This is a genomic window from Pseudomonas sp. GW822-FHT05A08 (assembly GCF_058800485.1).
The window spans coordinates 3,156,790-3,177,769 of the sequence record NZ_CM179511.1; the positions used below are offsets into that span (position 1 = coordinate 3,156,790).

The 20,980-nt window shown below is 65.9% G+C and carries 22 protein-coding genes; 11 read left to right on the forward strand and 11 right to left on the reverse strand.

The window, feature by feature from the left end:
- Positions 1-208: 208 nt before the first annotated feature.
- The 5 genes from fabV (at position 209) to AC3RCP_RS14270 (ending at position 4,788) form a co-directional block, all read left to right on the forward strand.
- Positions 209-1,405, forward strand: a complete 1,197-nt coding sequence (gene fabV, locus AC3RCP_RS14250; protein WP_007921004.1) for an enoyl-ACP reductase FabV — start codon at positions 209-211, stop codon at positions 1,403-1,405.
- Positions 1,406-1,574: 169 nt separating this feature from the next.
- On the forward strand, positions 1,575-2,495 hold the full coding sequence (gene nudK / locus AC3RCP_RS14255) for a GDP-mannose pyrophosphatase NudK (protein WP_492570110.1): 921 nt from the start codon (positions 1,575-1,577) through the stop codon (positions 2,493-2,495).
- A 202-nt stretch (positions 2,496-2,697) separates the two neighbouring features.
- Entirely contained in the window at positions 2,698-3,084 is a 387-nt protein-coding gene (locus tag AC3RCP_RS14260) for an EF-hand domain-containing protein (RefSeq protein ID WP_009048660.1), read from the forward strand.
- A 65-nt stretch (positions 3,085-3,149) separates the two neighbouring features.
- On the forward strand, positions 3,150-4,034 hold the full coding sequence (locus AC3RCP_RS14265) for an HvfB family MNIO-type RiPP peptide maturase (protein ID WP_492570111.1): 885 nt from the start codon (positions 3,150-3,152) through the stop codon (positions 4,032-4,034).
- A complete protein-coding gene (locus AC3RCP_RS14270) occupies positions 4,027-4,788 on the forward strand; it encodes an HvfC family RiPP maturation protein (protein WP_492570112.1) in 762 nt (253 codons plus the stop codon). Before AC3RCP_RS14265 ends, AC3RCP_RS14270 begins: the two co-directional genes overlap by 8 nt.
- A 484-nt stretch (positions 4,789-5,272) precedes the next feature.
- On the opposite strand, the gene AC3RCP_RS14275 is transcribed toward AC3RCP_RS14270, so the two are convergent.
- From AC3RCP_RS14275 to AC3RCP_RS14290, 4 genes are all read right to left on the reverse strand, one after another.
- Positions 5,273-5,779, reverse strand: a complete 507-nt coding sequence (locus AC3RCP_RS14275; RefSeq protein ID WP_274306626.1) for an HvfX family Cu-binding RiPP maturation protein — start codon at positions 5,777-5,779, stop codon at positions 5,273-5,275.
- Positions 5,780-5,866: 87 nt separating this feature from the next.
- A complete protein-coding gene (locus tag AC3RCP_RS14280; protein ID WP_492570114.1) occupies positions 5,867-6,502 on the reverse strand; it encodes a hypothetical protein in 636 nt (211 codons plus the stop codon).
- A 116-nt stretch (positions 6,503-6,618) separates the two neighbouring features.
- Positions 6,619-7,938, reverse strand: coding sequence for an ATP-binding protein (locus AC3RCP_RS14285; RefSeq protein WP_492570116.1), 1,320 nt, complete (start codon positions 7,936-7,938; stop codon positions 6,619-6,621).
- Complete coding sequence (locus tag AC3RCP_RS14290; protein ID WP_023968023.1) at positions 7,935-8,675, reverse strand: response regulator; 741 nt, start codon at positions 8,673-8,675, stop codon at positions 7,935-7,937. Before AC3RCP_RS14290 ends, AC3RCP_RS14285 begins: the two co-directional genes overlap by 4 nt.
- A 294-nt stretch (positions 8,676-8,969) precedes the next feature.
- On the opposite strand from AC3RCP_RS14290, the gene AC3RCP_RS14295 reads away from it, so the two are divergent.
- The 3 genes from AC3RCP_RS14295 (at position 8,970) to AC3RCP_RS14305 (ending at position 10,783) form a co-directional block, all read left to right on the forward strand.
- The gene (locus tag AC3RCP_RS14295; RefSeq protein ID WP_101337755.1) at positions 8,970-9,233 is read left to right on the forward strand and encodes a DUF2790 domain-containing protein; all 264 of its coding nucleotides are present in this window, start codon (positions 8,970-8,972) and stop codon (positions 9,231-9,233) included.
- A gap of 47 nt (positions 9,234-9,280) precedes the next feature.
- Positions 9,281-9,490 carry a hypothetical protein gene (locus tag AC3RCP_RS14300; RefSeq protein WP_101337756.1) on the forward strand — a complete coding sequence of 70 codons (210 nt, stop codon included), beginning with the start codon at positions 9,281-9,283 and terminating at the stop codon, positions 9,488-9,490.
- A 72-nt stretch (positions 9,491-9,562) separates the two neighbouring features.
- Positions 9,563-10,783, forward strand: coding sequence for a cytochrome c biogenesis protein DipZ (locus AC3RCP_RS14305; protein ID WP_492570119.1), 1,221 nt, complete (start codon positions 9,563-9,565; stop codon positions 10,781-10,783).
- A gap of 159 nt (positions 10,784-10,942) precedes the next feature.
- Here the strand turns inward: AC3RCP_RS14305 and AC3RCP_RS14310 are convergent, their stop codons facing one another.
- Positions 10,943-11,254 carry an AzlD domain-containing protein gene (locus AC3RCP_RS14310; protein WP_009043562.1) on the reverse strand — a complete coding sequence of 104 codons (312 nt, stop codon included), beginning with the start codon at positions 11,252-11,254 and terminating at the stop codon, positions 10,943-10,945.
- Complete coding sequence (locus tag AC3RCP_RS14315; RefSeq protein ID WP_492570121.1) at positions 11,254-11,952, reverse strand: AzlC family ABC transporter permease; 699 nt, start codon at positions 11,950-11,952, stop codon at positions 11,254-11,256. Before AC3RCP_RS14315 ends, AC3RCP_RS14310 begins: the two co-directional genes overlap by 1 nt.
- 436 nt (positions 11,953-12,388) lie before the next feature.
- Here AC3RCP_RS14315 and AC3RCP_RS14320 point away from each other — a divergent pair, with 436 nt between their 5' ends.
- The 3 genes from AC3RCP_RS14320 to AC3RCP_RS14330 all read left to right on the forward strand — a co-directional run bounded on the left by AC3RCP_RS14320 (position 12,389) and on the right by AC3RCP_RS14330 (position 14,738).
- Positions 12,389-13,045 carry a ribonuclease T2 family protein gene (locus tag AC3RCP_RS14320; protein ID WP_009043564.1) on the forward strand — a complete coding sequence of 219 codons (657 nt, stop codon included), beginning with the start codon at positions 12,389-12,391 and terminating at the stop codon, positions 13,043-13,045.
- An 85-nt stretch (positions 13,046-13,130) separates the two neighbouring features.
- The gene (locus AC3RCP_RS14325; protein WP_492570123.1) at positions 13,131-14,051 is read left to right on the forward strand and encodes a pyridoxal-phosphate dependent enzyme; all 921 of its coding nucleotides are present in this window, start codon (positions 13,131-13,133) and stop codon (positions 14,049-14,051) included.
- Between the two features lie 57 nt (positions 14,052-14,108).
- Positions 14,109-14,738 (forward strand): LysE family translocator, encoded by a 630-nt coding sequence (locus AC3RCP_RS14330; RefSeq protein WP_007920992.1) that lies wholly within the window; start codon positions 14,109-14,111, stop codon positions 14,736-14,738.
- 179 nt (positions 14,739-14,917) lie between these two features.
- Here the strand turns inward: AC3RCP_RS14330 and AC3RCP_RS14335 are convergent, their stop codons facing one another.
- The 5 genes from AC3RCP_RS14335 to mgtA form a co-directional block, all read right to left on the reverse strand.
- On the reverse strand, positions 14,918-15,703 hold the full coding sequence (locus AC3RCP_RS14335; RefSeq protein WP_492570125.1) for a PA4824 family protein: 786 nt from the start codon (positions 15,701-15,703) through the stop codon (positions 14,918-14,920).
- 77 nt (positions 15,704-15,780) lie between these two features.
- Positions 15,781-16,134, reverse strand: a complete 354-nt coding sequence (locus AC3RCP_RS14340; protein ID WP_274306634.1) for a DUF2493 domain-containing protein — start codon at positions 16,132-16,134, stop codon at positions 15,781-15,783.
- Positions 16,122-17,831 carry a Na/Pi cotransporter family protein gene (locus AC3RCP_RS14345; protein WP_492570127.1) on the reverse strand — a complete coding sequence of 570 codons (1,710 nt, stop codon included), beginning with the start codon at positions 17,829-17,831 and terminating at the stop codon, positions 16,122-16,124. Before AC3RCP_RS14345 ends, AC3RCP_RS14340 begins: the two co-directional genes overlap by 13 nt.
- Before the next feature lie 21 nt (positions 17,832-17,852).
- Complete coding sequence (locus AC3RCP_RS14350) at positions 17,853-18,068, reverse strand: hypothetical protein (protein WP_492570129.1); 216 nt, start codon at positions 18,066-18,068, stop codon at positions 17,853-17,855.
- Between the two features lie 154 nt (positions 18,069-18,222).
- Positions 18,223-20,937, reverse strand: coding sequence for a magnesium-translocating P-type ATPase (gene mgtA / locus AC3RCP_RS14355; protein ID WP_492570130.1), 2,715 nt, complete (start codon positions 20,935-20,937; stop codon positions 18,223-18,225).
- Positions 20,938-20,980 lie beyond the last annotated feature (43 nt).

A 20,980-nucleotide genomic window follows, 5' to 3' on the forward strand; every position in this document is an offset into this window, starting at 1 on the left:
CGCCGCTTTTCCCAGGCTGTACAGGCCATGGAGCAATCTCAGCGTTTTCTGGCCCAAACCCCGGAATGAACTTATGCTGGCGGGCAAATCTGCACTCATTGAAAACCCAAGGCGTGACGCGAGGACGTTCCGAGCGTCTACGACTTGAACAAGTGACGCTGCTGCAGCCCGTATTGGCTCTTGGCATATTGAAATTGGGAGATTGTGTATGGTCATCAAACCCCGCGTTCGCGGCTTTATCTGTGTGACGACCCACCCGGTCGGTTGCGAAGCCAACGTCAAGCAACAGATCGACTACGTCACCGAACAAGGCACCATCGACGCTGGGCCAAAGAACGTACTGGTGCTCGGCGCTTCCACCGGCTACGGCCTGGCCGCACGTATCACCGCCGCCTTCGGTTGCGGCGCCAACACCCTGGGTGTGTTCTTCGAGCGCGGCAGCGTTGACGGCAAGCTCGGCACCGCCGGCTGGTACAACACCGCGGCCTTCCACAAGTTCGCCGAAGAAAAAGGCCTGTACGCCAAGAGCATCAACGGCGACGCCTTCTCCGACGAAGTCAAGCGCCAGACCATCGAAACCATCAAGCGCGACCTGGGCAAGATCGACCTGGTGGTCTACAGCCTGGCCGCTCCGCGCCGTACCCACCCGAAAACCGGCGAAGTCCTGAGCTCGACCCTCAAGCCGCTGGGCAAATCGGTGACCCTGCGCGGTGTCGACACCGACAAGGAAATCGTTAAGGAAACCACCCTGCAGCCAGCCACCCAGGAAGAAATCGACGGCACCGTGGCCGTGATGGGCGGCGAAGACTGGCAGATGTGGATCGACGCGCTGCACGAAGCCGGCGTGCTGGCCGAAGGCGCTAAAACCACCGCCTTCACCTACCTGGGCGAGAAGCTGACCCACGACATCTACTGGAACGGTTCCATCGGCGAAGCCAAGAAGGACCTGGACCAGAAAGTCATCGGCATCCGCAAGGAACTGTCGGACCTGGGCGGCGACGCGCGGGTATCGGTGCTCAAGGCCGTGGTGACCCAGGCCAGCTCGGCGATCCCGATCATGCCGCTGTACCTGTCGCTGCTGTTCAAGGTCATGAAAGAGCAGGGCAGTCACGAAGGCTGCATCGAGCAGGTCTACGGTCTGTACAAGGACAGCCTGTACAACCCGAACCCGATCATCGACCAGGAAGGCCGCCTGCGTGCCGACTACAAGGAACTGGAACCTGCCGTCCAGGACCGCGTGAAGCAGCTGTGGGATGAAGTCACCAGCGAAAACCTCTACCAGCTGACCGACTTCACCGGCTACAAGCAGGAATTCCTGCGCCTGTTCGGCTTCGAGATCGACGGCGTCGACTACGAAGCCGATGTCGATCCGGACGTGAAGATCGCCAACCTGATCCAGGTGTAAGCGAACTTAATGCGTCATCGCCAACGCCCCTCCCATGAGGGGCGTTGTCGTTTCTGCCCGGGCTGTGCGCAGGTTCAGGCCGGTGCCTGCCAACGGTCGGCCTGGGTTGGGATCGACATCTGGTGCATCACTCGTGTTGAATGTCGGCCCATTGCCAAGGGGGAAGATCATGCAAGCCGCACCCGTGCGCATCACTGCCGAGGAGATGCTCTCCGACAACTGGTACCTGCTGAAGAAATACAGCTTCGACCTGCAACGCCGCGACGGCAGCTGGCAGGCGCAGACCCGCGAGGTCTACGACCGCGGCAATGGCGCCACCATCCTGCTGTACAACCGCGAGCGGCGCACGGTGCTGCTGATCCGCCAGTTCCGCATGCCGACCTACGTCAACGAGCACAGCGGCTACCTGATCGAGACCGCCGCCGGCCTGCTGGACAATGCCAGCCCGGAAGAACGCATCCGCCTGGAAGCCGAAGAGGAAACCGGCTACCGCGTCGGCGCGGTGGAGAAGGTCTATGAAGCCTTCATGAGCCCCGGCTCGGTCACCGAGCGCATCCACTTTTTCATCGGCGAATACTCCCCCGACGACCGTATCGGCGACGGTGGCGGCCTGGAGGAAGAGGGCGAGGACATCGAGGTGCTGGAGCTGGGTTACCAGCAGGCGCTGGACATGTTGCGCAGCGGCGAGATCGTCGACGGCAAGACCATCATGCTCCTGCAATACCTGGAACTGCGCCTGATGCCGCCGCGCCGCCTGACGATCCTGGTGGCCGCGCCCCGGTACTCGGCCACCGACGATGCGGCGGCGCTGGCGCAGCAGGTCGCCAGCCTGGATGACTGGGCCGCGCAGTTGTTCGAGGCCGGGCACAGCCCCGTGTTCGGCCAGTGGCTGGGGTTGGCGGCGGACGCTTCGAGCGCTGCCGACGAGTTCCAGGCGCGTGCGCGGCAGCAGTTGCAACGTTGCGACGCGCTGCTGCGGATCGGCGGGGCCTGCGCCCGTGCCGATGCCCTGGTCGCCATGGGCGAGCAATTGGGCCTGCCGGTCTACCGTTCGCTGCAGGACATCCCGCGTTGCACTTCGGCCAGTTGAGCCAGGGCTCAACCGGCCGGCTGGCCGACGGCCTTGTATCGGAGTGTGTATCGGCCCGGTGCTGATACACCTGCTTGTCCTGGCGCCGGTTGCGCACACAACCCGGATACACCCCGAGGATTAACTACGCCCACCCGCCAGCACCGAGCTTCTCGGTGTCGGTGGCGGGAACCGTTAATCAATCCATCGAAGGGGTATCAGCATGTTCAAACTCTCCAATGTTTCCAACGTGGCGCTCGGCCTGGCACTGGTCGGCGGCCTGGGCCTGTCCACCGCCGCTTCGGCGCTGAGCATGACCGAGCTGTCCCAGGGCTACACCCTGGCCGCGGCCGACGGGGTCAAGACCTCCACCGAAGGCAAGTGCGGCGAAGACAAGTTCGCCAAGACCGACACTAACCACGACGGCAAGGTCTCCCGCGAGGAGTTCATCGCCGCCGCCCCCGAGCGCGCCGCCGAGTTCGACAAGATCGACGCCAACCACGATGGCGCCATCAGCCTGAGCGAGGCCAAGCAATACCTGGCGGCCAAGGCCGGTTCGGCCGAAGGCAAATGTGGCGAAGGCAAGTGCGGTGCGGCGATCGAGTCCTGATCGGCGGTGGCGGGGGGCACCCGGGTGCCCCCCGGTTTTTTCCGGGGCAACCAGGAGACTGGCCCATGCAACCCTCTCACAGCGTGTTATCTGTCCAGGCTCCGCGGCTGCCCGTTTCGGCAACCGTGGGGCTTGGCTTGCGTCGAGCCTTGCTCGACTCATTGCATACGGCGCCTGCGGGCGCTTTTGACTTTCTGGAACTGGCGCCGGAAAACTGGATCGGCATCGGCGGTGCCCATGGCGCCGCGTTGCGCGTCCTGGCCGAGCGTTACCCGCTGAGCTGCCACGGGCTGTCGTTGTCCCTCGGCGGCCCGGCACCGCTGGACCTGGGGTTCCTGCGGGAAGTGCGGCAGTTTCTCGACCGTTTTAATGTGCCGCTGTACAGCGAACACCTGAGCTACTGCGGCGACGACGGGCACCTCTACGACCTGCTGCCGCTGCCGTTCACCGAAGAGGCGGTGCGCCATGTCGCGGCGCGCATCCGCCAGGCCCAGGAGGTGCTGGGCCGGCGCCTGGCGGTGGAGAACGTCTCGTACTACGCCGCGCCGCGCCAGGACATGGACGAGCTGGCCTTCACCAACGCGGTGCTGGCCGAAGCCGATTGCGATCTGTTGCTGGACGTCAACAACCTCTACGTCAACTCGGTGAACCACGGGTTCGAGCCCCAGGCCTTTCTTGCCGGCCTGCCGCCCGAGCGGGTGGTGGCGATGCATGTGGCCGGGCATTACGACGAGTCGGAAAGCCTGAAAATTGATACCCACGGCGCGCCGGTCAAGCCGGTAGTCTGGGGGCTGCTGGCGCGGGCCTATGAGTTGTTCGGCGTGCAGGCGACGCTACTGGAACGGGACTTCAACTTCCCGCCATTCGCCGAGCTGCTGGGCGAGCTGGACAGCATCCGCCAATTGCAGGCCAGCGCCTGTCAGGCCCAGGGGAGGCTGGCCCATGGATAAGCCGATGATCGCCCTCGACGCCCAGCAACAGGCCCTGACCGCCTACCTGCGCGACCCCGAGCACCGGGCGCCGCCCGCCGGGATGGACCGCGCGCGGGTGGAGATTTACCGCGAGCTGGTGTTCGACAACCTGCGGTCGTTGCTCAGCGGTACTTTTCCGGTACTGCGTTCGGTGCTCGGCGAGACGGAATGGCGCCGGCTGCTGCGGGTTTTCCTGCGTGAGCACCGCTGTGCCACGCCAAAGTTCGGCGAGATCGCCGGCGAGTTCGTGGCCTGGATGGCTTCCACGCCCGCCGGTTTGCAGGACGGCAGTTGGCCGGCCTTCATGGTCGAACTGAGCCATTACGAGTGGATCGAAATGGCCCTGCAACAGACCGAGGCCGAACCGCTGCCGGCCAGCGACCCGCGACGGCTGCTGACCCAGCCCTTGCGCCTGTCGTCCCTGGCCTGGCCGCTGGCCTACGCTTGGCCGGTGCAGCGCCTGGGCCCGACCTGGCGTCCCAGCGAACCCGGGGCTGAGCCGACTTTGCTGCTGATCCGCCGCGATGCCGACTACCGGGTGCGCTTCTGCGAACTCAGCCCGCTGGCCTGGCGCCTGCTGGAGCGTATCGAGGCGTTCCCCCAACTCCACGGTCGCGACCAGTTGCAAGGCCTGGCCCTGGAAGCGGGCATCGACGACCTCGACACCTTTCTCGCCAATGGCCAGAGCCTGCTGCGACAGCTGCACGACCAAGGTGTTATCGGCCCGATGTAGCCGCTGGCGCAGCCTGCGCTCGGCGGCGTAGCCGTCGTAAAACCCGATTGCACGTTGTCCCTGGCACACCGCGTTGCCTGGGTTCGCGTCTGCTGCGCAGCCGAGCGCAGGCTGCGCCAGCGGCTACGGGGATATGCGTCTGTTATCGAACTTCCGCCGTAGAAACGCCAAAGCCGCGGCGCCAGCTGCGGCTGCTTTGCAGCGATCGGCGGTTCAATCCGATACGTGCTTGAACAGATGCCGGCTCCAGCCGTTATTGGCCCGATGTAGCCGCTGGCGCAGCCTGCGCTCGGCGGCGTAGCCGTCGTAAAACCCGATTGCACGTTCTCCCTGGCACACCGCGTTGCCTGGGTTCGCGTCTGCTGCGCAGCCGATCGCAGGCTGCGCCAGCGGCTACAGGGATATGCGTCTGTTATCGAACTTTCCACTCCGCAGAAACACCAAAGCCGCAGCTCAAGCTGCGGCTTTTTTCTGCCCCGAGGTATCAGCGTCCGTGGCGCAGGCGTCCGATCAATGCATCCAGGCTGAGCTTGCCCGGGCCCTGGAACAGCAGGGGCAGCAGCGCCGCCAGGTAGATCACCGGCAGTTTGAAGTTGCCGTGGCCCTTGTTGCTGATGGCGTAACCCTGGGCCAGTTCACTGAGGCTCGACCAGTCGGCCGGCCAGTGCACGGCGGCGGTGGCGACTACCGTGACCACAATCAGCACCAGCGCGGCGCAGCGGGTGCCCAGGCCCAGCAGCAGCGCCAGGGCGCACAGCAGCTCGGCCCACATCGACAGCTGCCAGTTCAGGCTCGCCGGCAACTGGTCGAAGGGAAAGGGGAAGGCGGACTGGATCTGCTGGAACCAGTTTTCCCCGCGCCATTTTTCCAGGCCCGACTCGAAGAACTCCCAGGCCAGCAACAGGCGCAGGCTGAGGAGCGCAACCCAGGGGGACAGGCGATTGAGCTGGCGTTGCAGCCCGCCGAGGGCGGATGAAAGCGTGAGGATCATGGGGTGGATCTCCTGTGCAAAGTGGGGGGCATTACAAAAGCGGCGCCGCCTGCGGCGTCGATCGCAGCGCCTACAGGGCGGTTGAATTCAGCGCGGGCTCAGGGCCTGGCGTTGCCGGCGTTTGTTGGCCTGGGCCAGCTTGCCCAGCAGGTTGATCGCCATGGCCGAGCAGGTGATGGCGAAGGGCAGCAGGTACCAGGCGCTCAGCGGAATGCGTTTGAAGTTGGAGTAGGCGAATATCGTTGCGATCACCCACATGCCGGTGGTGTGCAGGCGTTTCCAGGCGACACGGCTGAGCAGCGAGGCCGGGCCTTTGAACGAGGTCAGGGTCAGCAGCAGGATAAACAGGTAACCCACGGACCCGGGCAGGTTGCCCAGGGGGCTGCGGCCGGGCCAGAACTCCGGGTTCAGTTGCCCGTAGCTGTAGATCAGCAACGCGTGGACCAGGTGCGAGAAGGCGAACGCCAGGCCGATGAAACGGCGCTCGCGCACCAGCGTCTGGCTCAGGGGAGAGGGCAGCAGCACGGCGAATGCCGAAGCAGTGAAGGCCAGCAGAAACAGCACGAAGGACGAGCGTGCGGTGGCGCGAATGGCGCTGCGGGTGGCTTCGACCAGGTCCGGCCCGAGCAGCAGGATCAGCGCGGTCATCAGCAGCACGGCGGCGGCCAGCAGGCTGAACAGCCGCCAGCCGTGGAAACGCAAGGGGAGGGTTTGAGTGGGCATGAGAGGCTCCTTGAGGTTGGGCGCCGCTGTTGCGGCGCGTCCCAGGAGTTTTGCAAGGCCGTGTATATCGGCTGTGTCGGCAAGGGGCGGTTATGTATGCCTGTGTAGCGAGGCGCTCAGAGGCTGGCCTTGTTGCTGACCAGGATCAGCTCCGCGCACAGGCCGCCGCCCTGGCGATTGCTCAGGCGCAGCGAACCACCCAGGGCCACCGCCAGTTGCTGGGCGATGGCCAGCCCCAGGCCGGTGCCGCCGGTGTCGCGATTGCGCGAGCTTTCCACCCGATAGAACGGCTTGAGCACTTCGGCCAGTTGCTCTTCGCTGATCCCCGGGCCGCGGTCCAGGACCTTGACCGACAGGCGATCGCCCGCTTCGGCCTGGACCTCGATCCGCGCCGCGCCAGAGAACTTCAGCGCGTTGTCCACCAGGTTCACCAGCACCCGGCGCAGGGCGTGGGGGCGGGTGTCGATCAGTGCGCCGTTCTTGCCGGCCAGCTCGACGTCCTGGCCGGTGTCCTGGTAGTCGAACACCAGGCTGTCGAGAAACGCGTCCAGGTCGATGCGGCAACTGGCCTCGGTGGCGCCATGGATGCTGCGGGCATAGGCCACGCCTTCGCGCACCAGATGCTCCATTTCGCTCAGGTCGTTCCACAGCTTGTCCTTCTCGGCGGAATCGTCCATGAACTCGGCGCGCAGTTTCATGCGGGTGATCGGCGTCTGCAGGTCATGGGAGATCGCCGCCAGCAGTTGCATGCGTTCCTTGAGGTAGGCGCCGATCCGCGCCTGCAGGGCATTGAAGGCCTTGGCCGCGTGCACCACTTCGATCGGGCCTTTTTCGTCCAGGTGCACGCCGTGGGTGTTGGGGTCGAGGCTGTCCACCGCCTGGGCCAGCCGGGTCAGCGGGCGCACGGCGATACGTACTGCCAGCCAGGCGCAGAGGATCAGCACCAGCAACTGCCCCAACAGCACCGCCGGCAGCCAGGGCGACATCGGCGTCAGCGCCGGGCGCACGTCGATGGTCAGCGGGCTGCCGTCGGCCAGTTGCAGGTGGGCCTGATAATGCTGGCGCGGTCCGGGGATGGTGTTGAATGTCAGGCGGTAGTCGCTGCCAATGGCGCTCTTGATCGAGTTCACCGAGACCGGTACATCGGCGCTGTCCATGGGCTGGCCGGGTTCGCCGGCATTGAGCAGGTAGCCATAGTTGCGCCGCTGCAGGCGCGGCAGCCAGGCGGGGCGCTCGGCGGCGGGCAGGCGGTCGAGGATGGCGATGGAGGTGGCGACGTCGCTTTCCAGGTTGCCGAGCATGGTCATCTTCGCGCTCTGGTAGCGCTCGTAGGACTGCGCAGCGAACGACAGGCCCTGGGCCAGTGCCAGGCCGATCAGGAAAATCAGCGACAGTCGCGAGGCGAGGGTGCGCGGCCAGTGCAACGCAAGCTTCATGACGCGGCCTCGAGGATCTCCACCGGCAGCGAGAACACATAACCCTCGCTGCGCACGGTCTTGATGTAGGCCGGTTCGCGGGCGTCGTCCAGCAGGCGCTGGCGCAGGCGGCTGACCAGCAGGTCGATGGAGCGGTCGAACAGGTCGGCGTCGCGGCCCTGGGTCAGGTTGAGCAACTGGTCGCGGTTGAGCACCCGTTGCGGGTGGTCGAGGAACACCCGCAGCAGCCGGTATTCGGCGCCGCTCAGGGCGACCAGGGTGCCGTCCTGGTCCAGCAGGTGGCGCGCGGTGGTGTCCAGGCGCCAGCGGCCGAAGCCCAGCAGGCGGCCGCTCTCGGTGACCACCAGGTTCGGCGGCAGCATGCGCGTGCGACGCAGCACGGCATTGATCCGCGCCAGCAGCTCGCGGGCGGCGAAGGGCTTGACCAGGTAGTCGTCGGCGCCCATCTCCAGGCCGATGATGCGGTCGGTCTCGTCGTTGCGCGCGGTGAGCATCAGCACCGGCGTGGCCTTGTGCTTGCCGGCGCGCAGCTCGCGGCACAGCAGCAGGCCGTCGTCGCCGGGCAGCATGATGTCGAGCACGATCAGGTCCACCGGGGTGGTTTCCAGGAAGCTGCGCATCTGCCTGCCGTCAGCCACTACCGTGGTGCGCAGGCCGTTCTTTTTCAGGTAGTTGCCTACCAGCTCTCTGATCTCGCGGTCGTCATCGACTATCAATACGTGATCGACATGATCCATGGGGCTGCCTCTGTATAGGGTCGTGCTGCCTAGTCTATAGGGCCCGGGCGGGCCTGCCTGCGGCGCTTTGTATTGCAGTGTATCTGGCGTCTGGCTGAATACACGGCGATGCAAAACAGGGTTTTTCCGACGCCTTTGTATCGCTGTGTATCCCCCGGCGGCGTGGATACGCAGGGACACCGCAAGGGCGGTTTGCCGACACAGGCGCGATACCTTGCGCGCATTCAATGGGCTCCATCGAGGCACAGCCACTGGCCTCGCTGCCAAAACCCATTGTCGCCCGAGGAAACCATCATGCAACGCACTGCCCTCTACGCCGCCTGCCTGTTCGCCGCCCTGAATATCTGCACCCTGTCGGCCCGCGCCGAAGGCACGGTACAGGCCCGGACCTACAGCTATGGCACCCAACTGGATATCCAGAAAGTCTTGTCGATGACCGAAGACGCCGAGCCGAGCTGCGGCGTGGTCAATGCCCGCATGACTTACCTCGATTCCCAGGGCCGCACCCAGGCCCTGGATTACCGCAAGTTCGCCAACAACTGTAACGACGGCAACTGAGTGCACTCACTTGTCATGTAGTCCCTGTTGAACATGAGGATCAGCCCATGAACACCCTGAAAACCTGCCTGCTTTCCCTGACCTTGGCCCTGGCCGGCGTGGCCGTGGATGCCAGCGCCGCCGATGCGTCCTGCACGACCTGCTTCCAGCTCGCGCCCTTGAGCCAGGGCGGCCAGCCAGAGCGAGCGGCGCCGTTGCTCGCCGAAGGCGGCTACGAGCGCACCCCGCAAGGGATGCGCGCCGACAATCAGGCCTGAACCCGGCCTGCCACCCCTGGATACGCCCGCCATCGATGGCGGGCGGGACATTGACCGATCACAGGTGATGCCATGTTGCTCATAGCGTTTCTCGGCGGGGTCCTGACCATCCTCAGCCCCTGCATCCTTCCGGTGGTGCCGTTCCTGTTCGCCCGGGCCGACCGCTCGCGCGGCTCGGTGCTGCTGACCCTCGGCGGCATGGCGCTGACCTTTGCCCTGGTGTCGAGCCTGGCGGTGGTCGGCAGCGACTGGATCGTCCGGGCCAACGGCATCGGGCGCCAGCTGGCGCTGATTGTGCTGGGGCTGTTCGCGCTGTCGCTGATCTTTACCCGCTTCGGCAACTGGCTGGCGCGGCCCTGGGTCAACCTGGGCAATCGCCTGGACAGCCTGCGCCTCGATCGGGCGCGCAAGTTCTCCGGGCCCTTGGCGGCGCTGTTGCTGGGGGTGGCCACCGGTCTGCTCTGGGCGCCCTGTGCCGGGCCGATTCTCGGGGTGATCCTGACCGGCGCCATGCTGCAAGGGGCGAGCGCCCAGACCAGCCTGTTGCTGCTGGCCTACGGCCTGGGCAGTGCCCTGTCCCTGGGGGTGCTGATCTTTGCCGGAAGAGGGCTGGTCAACCGGCTCAGGCCGTCCCTGCCGGCCACCGCCTGGCTGCGCCGCGCCGCCGGTTACCTGGCGTTGCTGGCGGCCGTGGCGATCGGCAGCGGGGTGGACGACCGCCTGCTGGCCAGCACCTCGTCCCAAGGCGGCGCGGCCCTCGAGCAAGGCCTGCTGAAGAGCGTGCCCAAGGCCCTGGACTACCTGATCGACAAGGCTGGCGCGGCACCCGCCGAGACGCTGCCGAGCAAGGGCCCGATGCCTTCGCTGAGTGGCGCGGTGCAATGGTTGAATTCGCCGCCGCTGGACGCCGAGGCCTTGCGCGGCAAGGTGGTGCTGGTGGACTTCTGGACCTACGACTGCATCAACTGCAAGCGCAGCCTGCCGTATGTGAACGCCTGGGCGAAAAAGTACGCCAAGGACGGGCTGGTGGTGATCGGCGTGCACACCCCGGAATACGCCTTTGAAAAGGTCATCGACAACGTCAAGGCCCAGGTGCGCAAGCTGGACATCGGCTACCCGGTGGCCATCGACAACAACTACGCGATCTGGCGTGCCTTCGACAACCAGTACTGGCCGGCCCACTATTTTGTCGACGCCCGCGGCCAGGTGCGCTACAGCCACTTCGGCGAAGGCAGTTACGAGACGCAGGAGCAGGTGATCCAGCAGCTGTTGCGCGAAGCCAAGGCGTCTTAAATGGGGGAGTCAGCGGTCGGTGGTTTGCGAGGCGGTGTGTTCAGTTACACCGCGTCGCCGCCATCGCTACAGAAGCCGAAGCGGCGGCGGACGCCGGCTTCCGCTTCCGTAGGAGCGCAGCTTGCGCGCGAAGCGATGCGTCAGGCACACCGCGAGTCCCTACAACCACCACCGCAGCAGGAAAAAGAACGCCATGCTCAGCAGCATGCTGACCAGGGTGTTGCGGGTGTAGATCACCAGCACGATGGCCACCAGCGAGCTGATCAGGTACGGGTTGTCGTAGGCCAGGTTCAGCTGGTGCTCGGGCATGAACACGATCGGTCCGCAGATCGCGGTGAGCATGCCCGGTACGGCGAAACCGAGGAATTGCCGGGCGTTGCTGCTCAGGCGTACCGGCAGGCGCGGTTCGAGAAACACATAGCGGTTGAGAAATACCAGCAAGCCCATGCCGAAAATCACTGCCCAGACCATCATGTGCGCTCCCGGTAGAACTTGTTGCAGAGAAAACCCGCGGTCATGCCCATCAGGCCCGACAGCACCAGGGCCGAGCCCCATTGCCAGTAGCTGAACAGTACCGAGCAGAACAGCGATACGGCCACGCAGACCACGGTCGGCACGTTGCGCACCAGCGGCGTGATCAGGGCGATAAAGGTGGCGGCGATGGAGAAGTCCAGGCCCAGGTGTTCGAGCCCGGGAATAGCGCGCCCGAGGACGATGCCGGCCAGGGTGAACAGGTTCCAGGCGATGTAGAAGGTCAGGCCCACGCCGAGGGCGTACCAGCGGTCGAACTGCTGCTTGTCGTGCTGGCTGGTCAGGGCAAACAGCTCATCGGTGAGCAGGAACCCCAGGCCGACCCGCCAGCGTCCTGGTAGCGGCGAAATCACCGAACGCATGCTCATGCCGTACAGCAGGTGCTGGGAGGTCAGCAGCAGGGTGGTGAGCAGGATCGAGAAAATCCCCGCGCCGCCCTTGAGCATGCCGATCGCCACCAGTTGCGCGGCGCCGGCGAAGACGATGCTCGACAAGCCCTGGCCTTGCAGGGGCGTGAGGTTGGCCTCGATGGCCATGGAACCCGCCAGCAGCCCCCAGGGCGCGGTGGCCAGGGACAGCGGCAGGATGGCAACGGCGCCGCGCAGGAACGCGGTGCGGGGAAGAAGAACGCTGGACATGACAGCCTGCAATCAAGGAACGGGAACCGACTGTGCCAGCCCGCGACGGAAATGGCTTGAACGATCTTGCGCACTTGGCGCCGATGGTCGTTATTTCGTTCACCCCGCAGATGCTTCTGTAGGAGCGGCCGGTCGACGCTCGATTGCCGGCGATTGGGGTAACGCGGTGTGCCTGATACGACGCCTCGCGAGCAAGCTTCGCTCCTACAGAGGCTAGTATTCACCGCGAGTCCATGACCGGTTCGTAATCTGTCGGCCATGGCGCCAACCCGATCTGTCTGCTACAACGCTTCGCTAGTATCGGCCGGCTTCTCCCGTGGGGGAGGCGGCCTGTCATCTTCCTGCAACAGCCCCGTGCCAAGAAGGGTGTCTGGCCGCTACCGGCCAGGTCACTACGGGGCCGTTCACCCACTGCCCCATCCCAAGGAGAGGGTCTATGAGAAAACTGTTTGCAACCGCGGCACTGGCCGCGCTGATGATCTGCACCGTCGGGGTCAGCCAGGCACGGGAGGCGCGACAGCAGCGCGACTCGGTCGCCGGGGTGTTCGACTACTACCTGCTGTCGCTGTCCTGGTCGCCGACCTTTTGCCTGACCCATCCGGAAAACGAGCAGTGCTCCGGCAAGGGTTACGGTTTTGTCCTGCACGGCCTGTGGCCGCAATACGCCAAGGGTGGCTGGCCGCAGTCCTGCCCGCCCTTGACGCAGTTGAACGCCGAAGAGCGGGCCAAGGGCCTGACCCTGTTCCCCACCGCCAAGCTGATGGAGCACGAATGGAGCAAGCACGGCACCTGCAGCGGGCTGGGCGCCATGGGCTACCTGGAGACCTCCGACCAGGCCCTGGGCAAGGTGAAGATTCCCGAGGTGCTGGAACCTTCGACCACCGTGCATTACTTCGAGGCCCGGGAGATCGAGCAATTGTTCCGCCAGGCCAACCCGGGCATTCCGGAGAAAGGCGTAGCGGTGTTGTGCAGCGGCCCGGAACTCTCCGAAGTGCGGGTCTGCCTGGACAAGAACCTGGGGTTCGGCGCCTGTGGCAAGGGCGTGCGCACCCAGTGCCGCCAAGGCGATATCCGCATACCGCCGATTCGCTGACCGGCGAGCGGCCAGGGGGAGGCGGCATAGGCTGGCCTGAGCATCTAGGGTTGCAAGACGCCCGTCTTCATCCAAGGAGTCCATGATGCTGCATATCCGCACCCCCCTGATCCTGCATTCCGGGTTGTCCACGGCCACCCGGCGTATCTGGCTCAAGCTGGAAAACCTGCAACCCAGTGGCTCGTTCAAGATGCGCGGCCTGGGCCTGCTCTGTACCCAGGCGGCGCGGCAGGGCAAGCGCCGCGTGGTCTGTCCGTCCGGCGGCAATGCCGGGCTGGCCACGGCGATGGCGGCGGCCAGCCTTGGCCTGCAAGCCTGCATCGTGGTGCCGCAGACCACCTCGCAAATCACCCGCGAACGCATCGCCCGGACCGGCGCCGAGGTGCTGGTGCATGGCCAGGTCTGGGACCAGGCCAACGAACGCGCGCTGCAACTGAGCAGCGCTGCCGACAGCGAATACGTGCCGGCCTTCGACCACCCGGTGCTGTGGCAAGGGCACAGCAGCATGGTCGATGAAATCCTCGAAGACTGTCCGCAGGTCGACACGATAGTGACGTCGGTGGGCGGCGGAGGCTTGCTGGCCGGCATCCTCACCGGCCTGCTGCGCCACCAGTGCCAGGACTGCCGGATCATCGCCTGTGAAACCACCGGCAGCGCTTCCTTTGCCGCGGGGCTGGCGGCCGGGCACCCGGTCAAATTGGCGAAGATCGACACCGTCGCCAGTTCCCTCGGCGCGGCCCAGGTGGCGGCCTGGCCGTTGCAGCAGATCCAGGCTTTTGCCCATCAGTCGCTGGTGTTGTCGGATGCCGAGGCGATCCTCGGCGTGGTGCGTTATGCCGACGATCTGCGCCAGTTGGTGGAGCCGGCCTGCGGCGTCTCGCTGGCGGTGGCCTACCTCGATCACCCGGCCATCGCCGCGGCGCGGGACGTGGTGATCGTGGTGTGCGGCGGCGTCAGCATCAGCGCCCGCCAGGTGGCGGACTGGGGCGCGTCACTGCCGGCCTGAAAATGCCTGGTGTATGCTGGCCGACCTGTTGTACCTGTGGTTTTACGGAGGGTTCGGATGGACGCCACCACATTGTTTTTGTACGTCGTCACCGTCAGCGCGGTGATGATGACCCCGGGGCCGTCGATGCTGCTGGCGCTCAATAACGGTGCCACCCATGGCATGCGCATCGCCGGTTGCGGCATGGCTGGCGCGATGCTGTCCGACCTGCTGCTGATCGGTGCGGTGGGCTGCGGCCTGGGGGCGTTGCTGCAAGCCTCCGAGCAGCTGTTTTCCATCGTCAAGTGGGGCGGTGCGGCGTACCTGTTGTACCTGGCGTGGGTGCTGTGGAAGGCGCCGACAACGGCGCTGGCCGCGCAGAGCAGCGGCGCTGCCAGCAGCGGGCGCGGGGCGTTCATGCGCTCATTGCTGGTGGGGCTGTCGAACCCCAAGGGGTTGCTGTTTTTCTCGGCCTTCCTGCCGCAGTTCGTGCGCCCCGACCAGCCGGTGGCGCAGCAGTACCTGATCCTGGCGCTGGTCAGCACGGCGATCAATTGCGTGATGATGGCGACCTACGCCTTTGGCGGGCGCTATGCCATGCGCACCTTCTCCGCGCGGGCGATGCTGTGGATCAACCGCAGCTGCGCCGGCATGCTCGCGGTGCTGGCGCTGGGCCTGAGCCTGTATCGGCGCAGCGATATCCGCTGAGTCTGCATTAGTCTGACCTGCCGGCGCGCTGCGCCTATCGCCAGCAAGCTGGCTCCTACAGGCGTTGCGGCGAGCGCGGACTCGCGGCAGGCGCCGATCCTGTAGGAGCGCAGCTTGCTCGCGAGGCGGTGTGTCAGGCACACCGCGTTGTCCCTGGCGCGACCTTTCTGAAACAGCCTCTAGAACCTCAAGGTCGCGCCGCCGGTCAGCCAGCGGTCGCGGCCTTCGTTCAACTGGCCACCGAGCACCAGGTCGAGGTCCAGGTTCGCCCCCAGGTGCAGCCGTGGCCCGGCTTGCCAGGCCTGCTCGCCGCCGCGCTGGCCGTAACGCTCGGCGACCAGGGTCAGGCGTTCGCCCAGGTCGTATTCGAAGCCGCCGCCCCAGGTCCAGCGGTGGTTCTGCTGGCCGTCGTCATAGGCGTGGGCCCAGCCGGCGTTGAGGTTCAGGCGCAGGCTGTCCAGGGGCTGATAAGTCAGGGGCAGACTGATGTCGCCACCGTCGAACGAGTGGTTGCGGTTGAGGGCGAAATGCGCGGACGTCGCCAGCGCCAGTTGCAGGCCCAGGTCTTCGCGGTTCCACAGTTGCGCCTTGAGTTGCGGGCTCAGTTGGGTTTCGCCGTGGCCGTCCTCACGGTTGCGCTCAATGGCGGCACCCACCTGCAACCAGGGCAGGCCGGCGAAGGTGCAGGCCGGGGAGATCACCGCGCCATGGTTGGAACCCAGGTGACGCAGGCTCTGGTACCAGATATCCAGGTTGCACTCTCCCGGGGCGTTGATCGCGCCGTCGTCCACCACATAGGCGCCGCCCGCGGCGTTGGCCTTGGCGACCAGGGTCAGCAGGCCGATCAGGCTCAGGGTGATGGTGACGAACATCAGGTTGCGCCGCAGCATGCGCCGTTTCGCCGGGGGCAGGTCGCGGGTGAGGCTGGCGAAGCGGTTGTGGCGCGAAGGGCTGTATTTGGACATGTCGGTTCTCGCTAAGGCATGGGCAGCGGCCGCGCTGTGTGGGCCGCTGCGTAGTCGAGTGGGGATGGGGAAAAGGGTCATTGCCAGTCGCTCACTGACAGGGTCTGGATGCCGGCGGCCCTGGCCAGGGCCACCAGCTCTTCGGTGTCGTCGCCGCCGGGCAGGGCGATCACCATGTCGGGCCGGCTGTCGCGCAACATGAAGGCGTTGCGCAGGCGTTCGGCGAGCTTGCCGTGCAGCTGCCAGTTGGCCGGGTAACGCACGATGTCGGCGCCGATTTCCCGGCCCCAGTCTTCTATTTCTGCGCCGAGGAACTGGTTGCCGCCGTGGATCAGCACCTGCACTTCATGCAGGCGCTGAAAGGCGTCGAGTACCCGCCGGCACAGCTGGACGTCGGCGCAGTGGCGCCCGGCGCAGATCAGGACACGCATCGTGCGGTCTCCTGCGCCGTCGGCTGGATGCTCAACGGGTTGTCCAGCAGCATTTCGCCCAGTTCGGCGTTATCCAGGTCGCGCTCGCCGGCCCGCTCCAGCGCCGGATAGGCCAGGGCCGCGATGTGGTGGTGCACGCGCCGGTAATCGCGCAACACCCGCTGGAAAATGTCGCCGGACTCGGCCCAGGCCGTGCGGTCTTCGCGCAGGCTGCGAAAGTGCTCGCGGCTGGCGTCGGCTTCCAGCCGTCTGACCAGTTCCTTGCGGTTCACCAGTTGGTGGGCGTTGGCCAGGTCTTCGCGCAGGAACACGGTGATCGCCAGGCTCAGGCTGTCGACCACGGCCTGGTGCAAGGGCTCGATGCAGTCCAGCTCGAACACCGAGAACTGCTCGCCGCGCCGCAGCCGGCGCGCCGCCAGTTGGGTCAGGCTGCTGGAGAGGATGTCGCCGGCGTGTTCCAGGTTGATCACGAACAGCAGGATTTCCTGGGCACGGTCGGCGTCCTGGTCGCTGATGCCGTCCTGGCCGATATCCGCCAGGTAGGCGCGGATCGCCGCGCTGAGCAGGTCCAGCGACTGGTCGATGCGCCGCACCTCATCGGCACCGGCCGGGGTCGAGGCCTGGAACAGGCGCAGCACCCGGTCGAGCATCAGCGACAGCATGTCGGCCAGGCGCAGGGCCTCTCGGGCGGCGTTGGACAAGCCGATATTGGCCACCGCCAGGCCGGCTTCGTCCAGGTAGTGCGGCATGCCCGGGTCGACGTCGCGCGGCGGCTCCGGCAGCAGGCGGCTGAGCAGCGTCGCCATGGGCCCGGTCAGGCCGATGAACAGCAGGGCCAGCACCAGGTTGAACAGGCTGTGCAGGTACACCACTTGCAGGCTGGCATCGAGGGCGGCGACCGGCGCGCTCTGGGCGATCCAGGGCAGGCACGGCAGCAGCACGGCGACACCGCACAGGCGCACCAGCAGATTGCCCAGGGGCAGGCGCCGGGCGACGCTGGAATCGGCGTTGAACAGCGACGGCAGGGCGCCGCCGATATTGATCCCCAGCACCAGGGCCATGGCGGTCACCGACGACAGCAGCCCGGTGGCGGCCAGGGACGCCACCAGCAGCACCACGGCGACGCTGGAATGGCACAGCCAGGTCAGCAGCGCCGCCGCCAGCAGGGCGATCAGCAGGTCGCCGTCGAGGCCACGCATCAGCGCGGCGAACACCGGCGTGCCTTCCACTTCGCCCAGGGTGCCGCCGAGCATGCGCAGGGCCAGCAGCATCAGCCCCAGGCCGATCAGCGCGCAGCCGAGGCTTTCAAAACGCGAGTCGTCGCGCAGGCGGAACACGATAAAGCCCGCCAGCAGCACCAGCGGCGTGAGGATCGAGATATCGACGCTGAGCAGTTGCACCACCAGGGTCGAGCCGATATTGGCCCCGAGCATCACCGCCAGCGCGGGGGCCAGGCCCAGGGTGCCGGTGGCGGTAAAGGAGCTGGCCATCAGGCTCACCGCGGTGCTGCTTTGCAGGACCCCGGTGATGGCGATGCCGGACAGCAGGGCCATCCAGCGGTTGTTCAGGTGCTGCCCCAGCCACTGGCGCAGCTGGGTGCCGAAGCCGCGCAGCAGCGCCGAGGAAATCATCTGGGTGCCCCACAGCAGCAGGGCGATGGAGCCAGCGAGGTTGATCAGCAGAGTAGTTCCCGACATGAGGACTCTCCCTTGTGTGTTTCATGGCTTGGCGGATCGCAGCAGGCGGATGCAGCGGCGATGAAGGGCGCTGGCAAAGCCCAGCAGCAGGCGAATGGCAACGCGGTTCAACAGGCCCCTGGCATACAGGCGGATGCCGACCAGGGTGATCAGGGTGGCGATACCTTCCAGGGTGCTCACCAGCAGGGCGCGCAAGGTGCGCTCGCCGCGGGCCAGCAGCTCGGCGATCGGTTTCATGGTTGTTCTCCGGGTGGCACAAAACCGTAGGAGCGAGCGGGCGGCGATCCGACTTGCCCGCGATTGGCGCGCCACTGGCTATCGGAAGAACCGCGTCATCGCCGAGCATGAACATGTCTTGCTGCGGCCAATGACGCGGTCCCGGCTCAGTTCCTCAGAACCATTGCTTGAAGCGACGGATGTAGAGGGTCTTCATGGTCTGGGCGACGACGCAGTAGCACAGCAGGGTGCCGACCAGCCAAGGGAAGTATTCCCACGGCAGCGGTACCAGGCCGACCATTGCACCCAGCGGCGAGAACGGCACGTAGATACCCAGGGCCATCACCAGGCCGGTCATCAGCATCACCGGCAGCGCCGCGGTGCTCTGGATGAACGGGATCTTCTGGGTCCGCAGCATGTGCACCACCAGGGTCTGCGAGAGCAGGCCTTCGATGAACCAGCCGGACTGGAACAGGGCGGCCATTTCCACGCTGTTGGCGGCGAACACGAACCACATCAGGGCGTAGGTGGTGATGTCGAAGATCGACGAGGTCGGCCCGATCCACAGCATGAAGCGCCCGATGTTCTTGGCGTCCCACTTGCGTGGCTTGCGCAGGAATTCCTTGTCCATCTTGTCCCACGGCAGCGACAGCTGGGAGATGTCGTACATCAGGTTCTGCAGCAGCAGGTGGATCGCCAGCATCGGCAGGAACGGAATGAACGCACTGGCCACCAGCACCGAGAACACGTTGCCGAAGTTGGAACTGGCGGTCATGTTCAGGTACTTCATGATGTTGCCGAAGGTCTCGCGGCCCTTGATCACCCCTTCTTCGAGCACCATCAGGCTCTTTTCCAGGAGGATGATGTCCGCCGATTCCTTGGCGATGTCGGTGCCGCTGTCCACCGAGATACCGACGTCGGCGTCGCGCAGCGCCGGGGCGTCGTTGATGCCGTCGCCGAGGAAACCCACGGTGTGCCCGTTGGCCTGCAGGGCCTTGAGTACCCGGGATTTCTGCAGCGGGGTGAGCTTGGCGAACACCGTGCGCTCTTCCACCAGGCGCGCGAGCACCGCGTCGTCCATGTGCTCGATATCCCGTCCGAGCAACGGCTGGCCGACTTCCAGGCCGACTTCGCGGCAGATCTTCGCGGTGACGATCGGGTTGTCGCCGGTCAGCACCTTCACCGTCACGCCGTTCTCGCGCAGCGCGGCGATGGCCGGGCCGGCGGTTTCCTTGGGCGGATCGAGGAAGGTCAGGAAGCCTTCGATGATCAGCTCGCGCTCGTCGCTGGCGCTGTATTGCTGGCGGGTCTGCCCCGGCGCCAGGTCGCGGGTGCCGACCAGCAGCACGCGGAAACCGTCGCGGTTGTATTCCTCGGCCAGCTCCAGCAGCGCCGCCCGGCGCCCGGCGTCGAGGGCCACGGTGACGCCGTCCTGGCGCACCCGGGTGGCGGTGTCGAGCATTTCCTCGACCGCGCCCTTGCACACCAGCAGGTGATGGCCGCTGGCGTCGGCGAGGATCACCGAGAGGCGCCGGCGGACGAAATCGAACGGCAGTTCATCGACCTTGCTCCAGGCGTCGGGCGCGCTGAACTTCGGGTTGTTTTCGGCGTAGCTCACCACCGCGCGGTCCATCAGGTTCTTCATGCCGCTCTGGTGATAGCTGTTGAGCCAGGCCAGTTGCAGCACCTGGTCGCAGCGGCTGCCGCTGATATCGACGTGGTGCTCGAGGATGATCCGGTCCTGGGTCAGGGTGCCGGTCTTGTCGGTGCACAGCACGTCCATGGCGCCGAAGTTCTGGATCGCGTTGAGGCGCTTGACCACCACCTTGCGCTTGGCCATGGCTGCGGCGCCCTTGGCCAGGTTGGCGCTGACGATCATCGGCAGCATTTCCGGGGTCAGGCCGACGGCCACCGCCAGGGCGAACATGAAGGCTTCGGCCCAGTCACCCTTGGTGAAGCCGTTGATCAGCAGCACCACCGGCACCATCACCAGCATGAAGCGGATCAGCAGCCAGCTGACGCTGTTCACCCCGCGGTCGAAGGCGGTCTGGGTCCGCGAGCCGACGATGGAGCGCGCCAGGGAGCCGAAGTAGGTGCGCGCGCCGGTGGCCACTACCACCGCGGTGGCGGTGCCGCTGACCACGTTGGTGCCCATGAAGCAGATGTTCGGCAGGTCGAGCAGGTCCTGCTGGTCGGCCGCCGTGCGGTGGGCGGATTTCTCCTGCACCGCGCCCAGGGTGTCGTACTTCTCCACCGGCAGCGCCTCGCCGGTCAGCACCGCCTGGCTGATGAACAGGTCGCGGGATTCGATCAGGCGGATATCGGCGGGGATCATGTCGCCGGCCGACAGCTGCACGATGTCGCCGACCACCAGGTCGCGCATCGGTACTTCGCGCAGCGCGGCTTTCATGCCCATCTGCTCGCGGCGCAGCACGGTGGCGGTGGTCCGCACCATGGCCTTGAGCGCCTCGGCGGCCTTGGCCGAGCGGTATTCCTGCCAGAAACGCATCAGGCCGCTGGCCAGGACCATGACCAGGACGATGATCACCCCGGTCAGGTCGGTTTCCTCGCCGGCTTGCAGGGGCAGCCAGAAGTCGGTGAAGAAGCTGATGGCGGTCAGCGTCATCAGCACATAGATGAACGGGTTGTTGAAGGCTTGCAGCAATTGCACCAGGGCATGAGGCGGCCGGTCGTGGGCCACTTCGTTGAAGCCGTCGCGCTGCAGGCGGCCTTCGGCGTCGAGCTCGGTCAGGCCGTTGGCGTTCGACTTGACGTTGTCCAGGGTCACGCCAAGGCTGTTCTGCGCTTCGCGGGCGGCGCGCATCGACAGCCGGGTGTCGTCGCGGGTGGAGTTTTGCGAGGAGGAGGTGCGGGTTTTTACCGTAGTCATTACGTGTGCTCCTGCCGCAGGCTTGCGGCACGACACACAGACC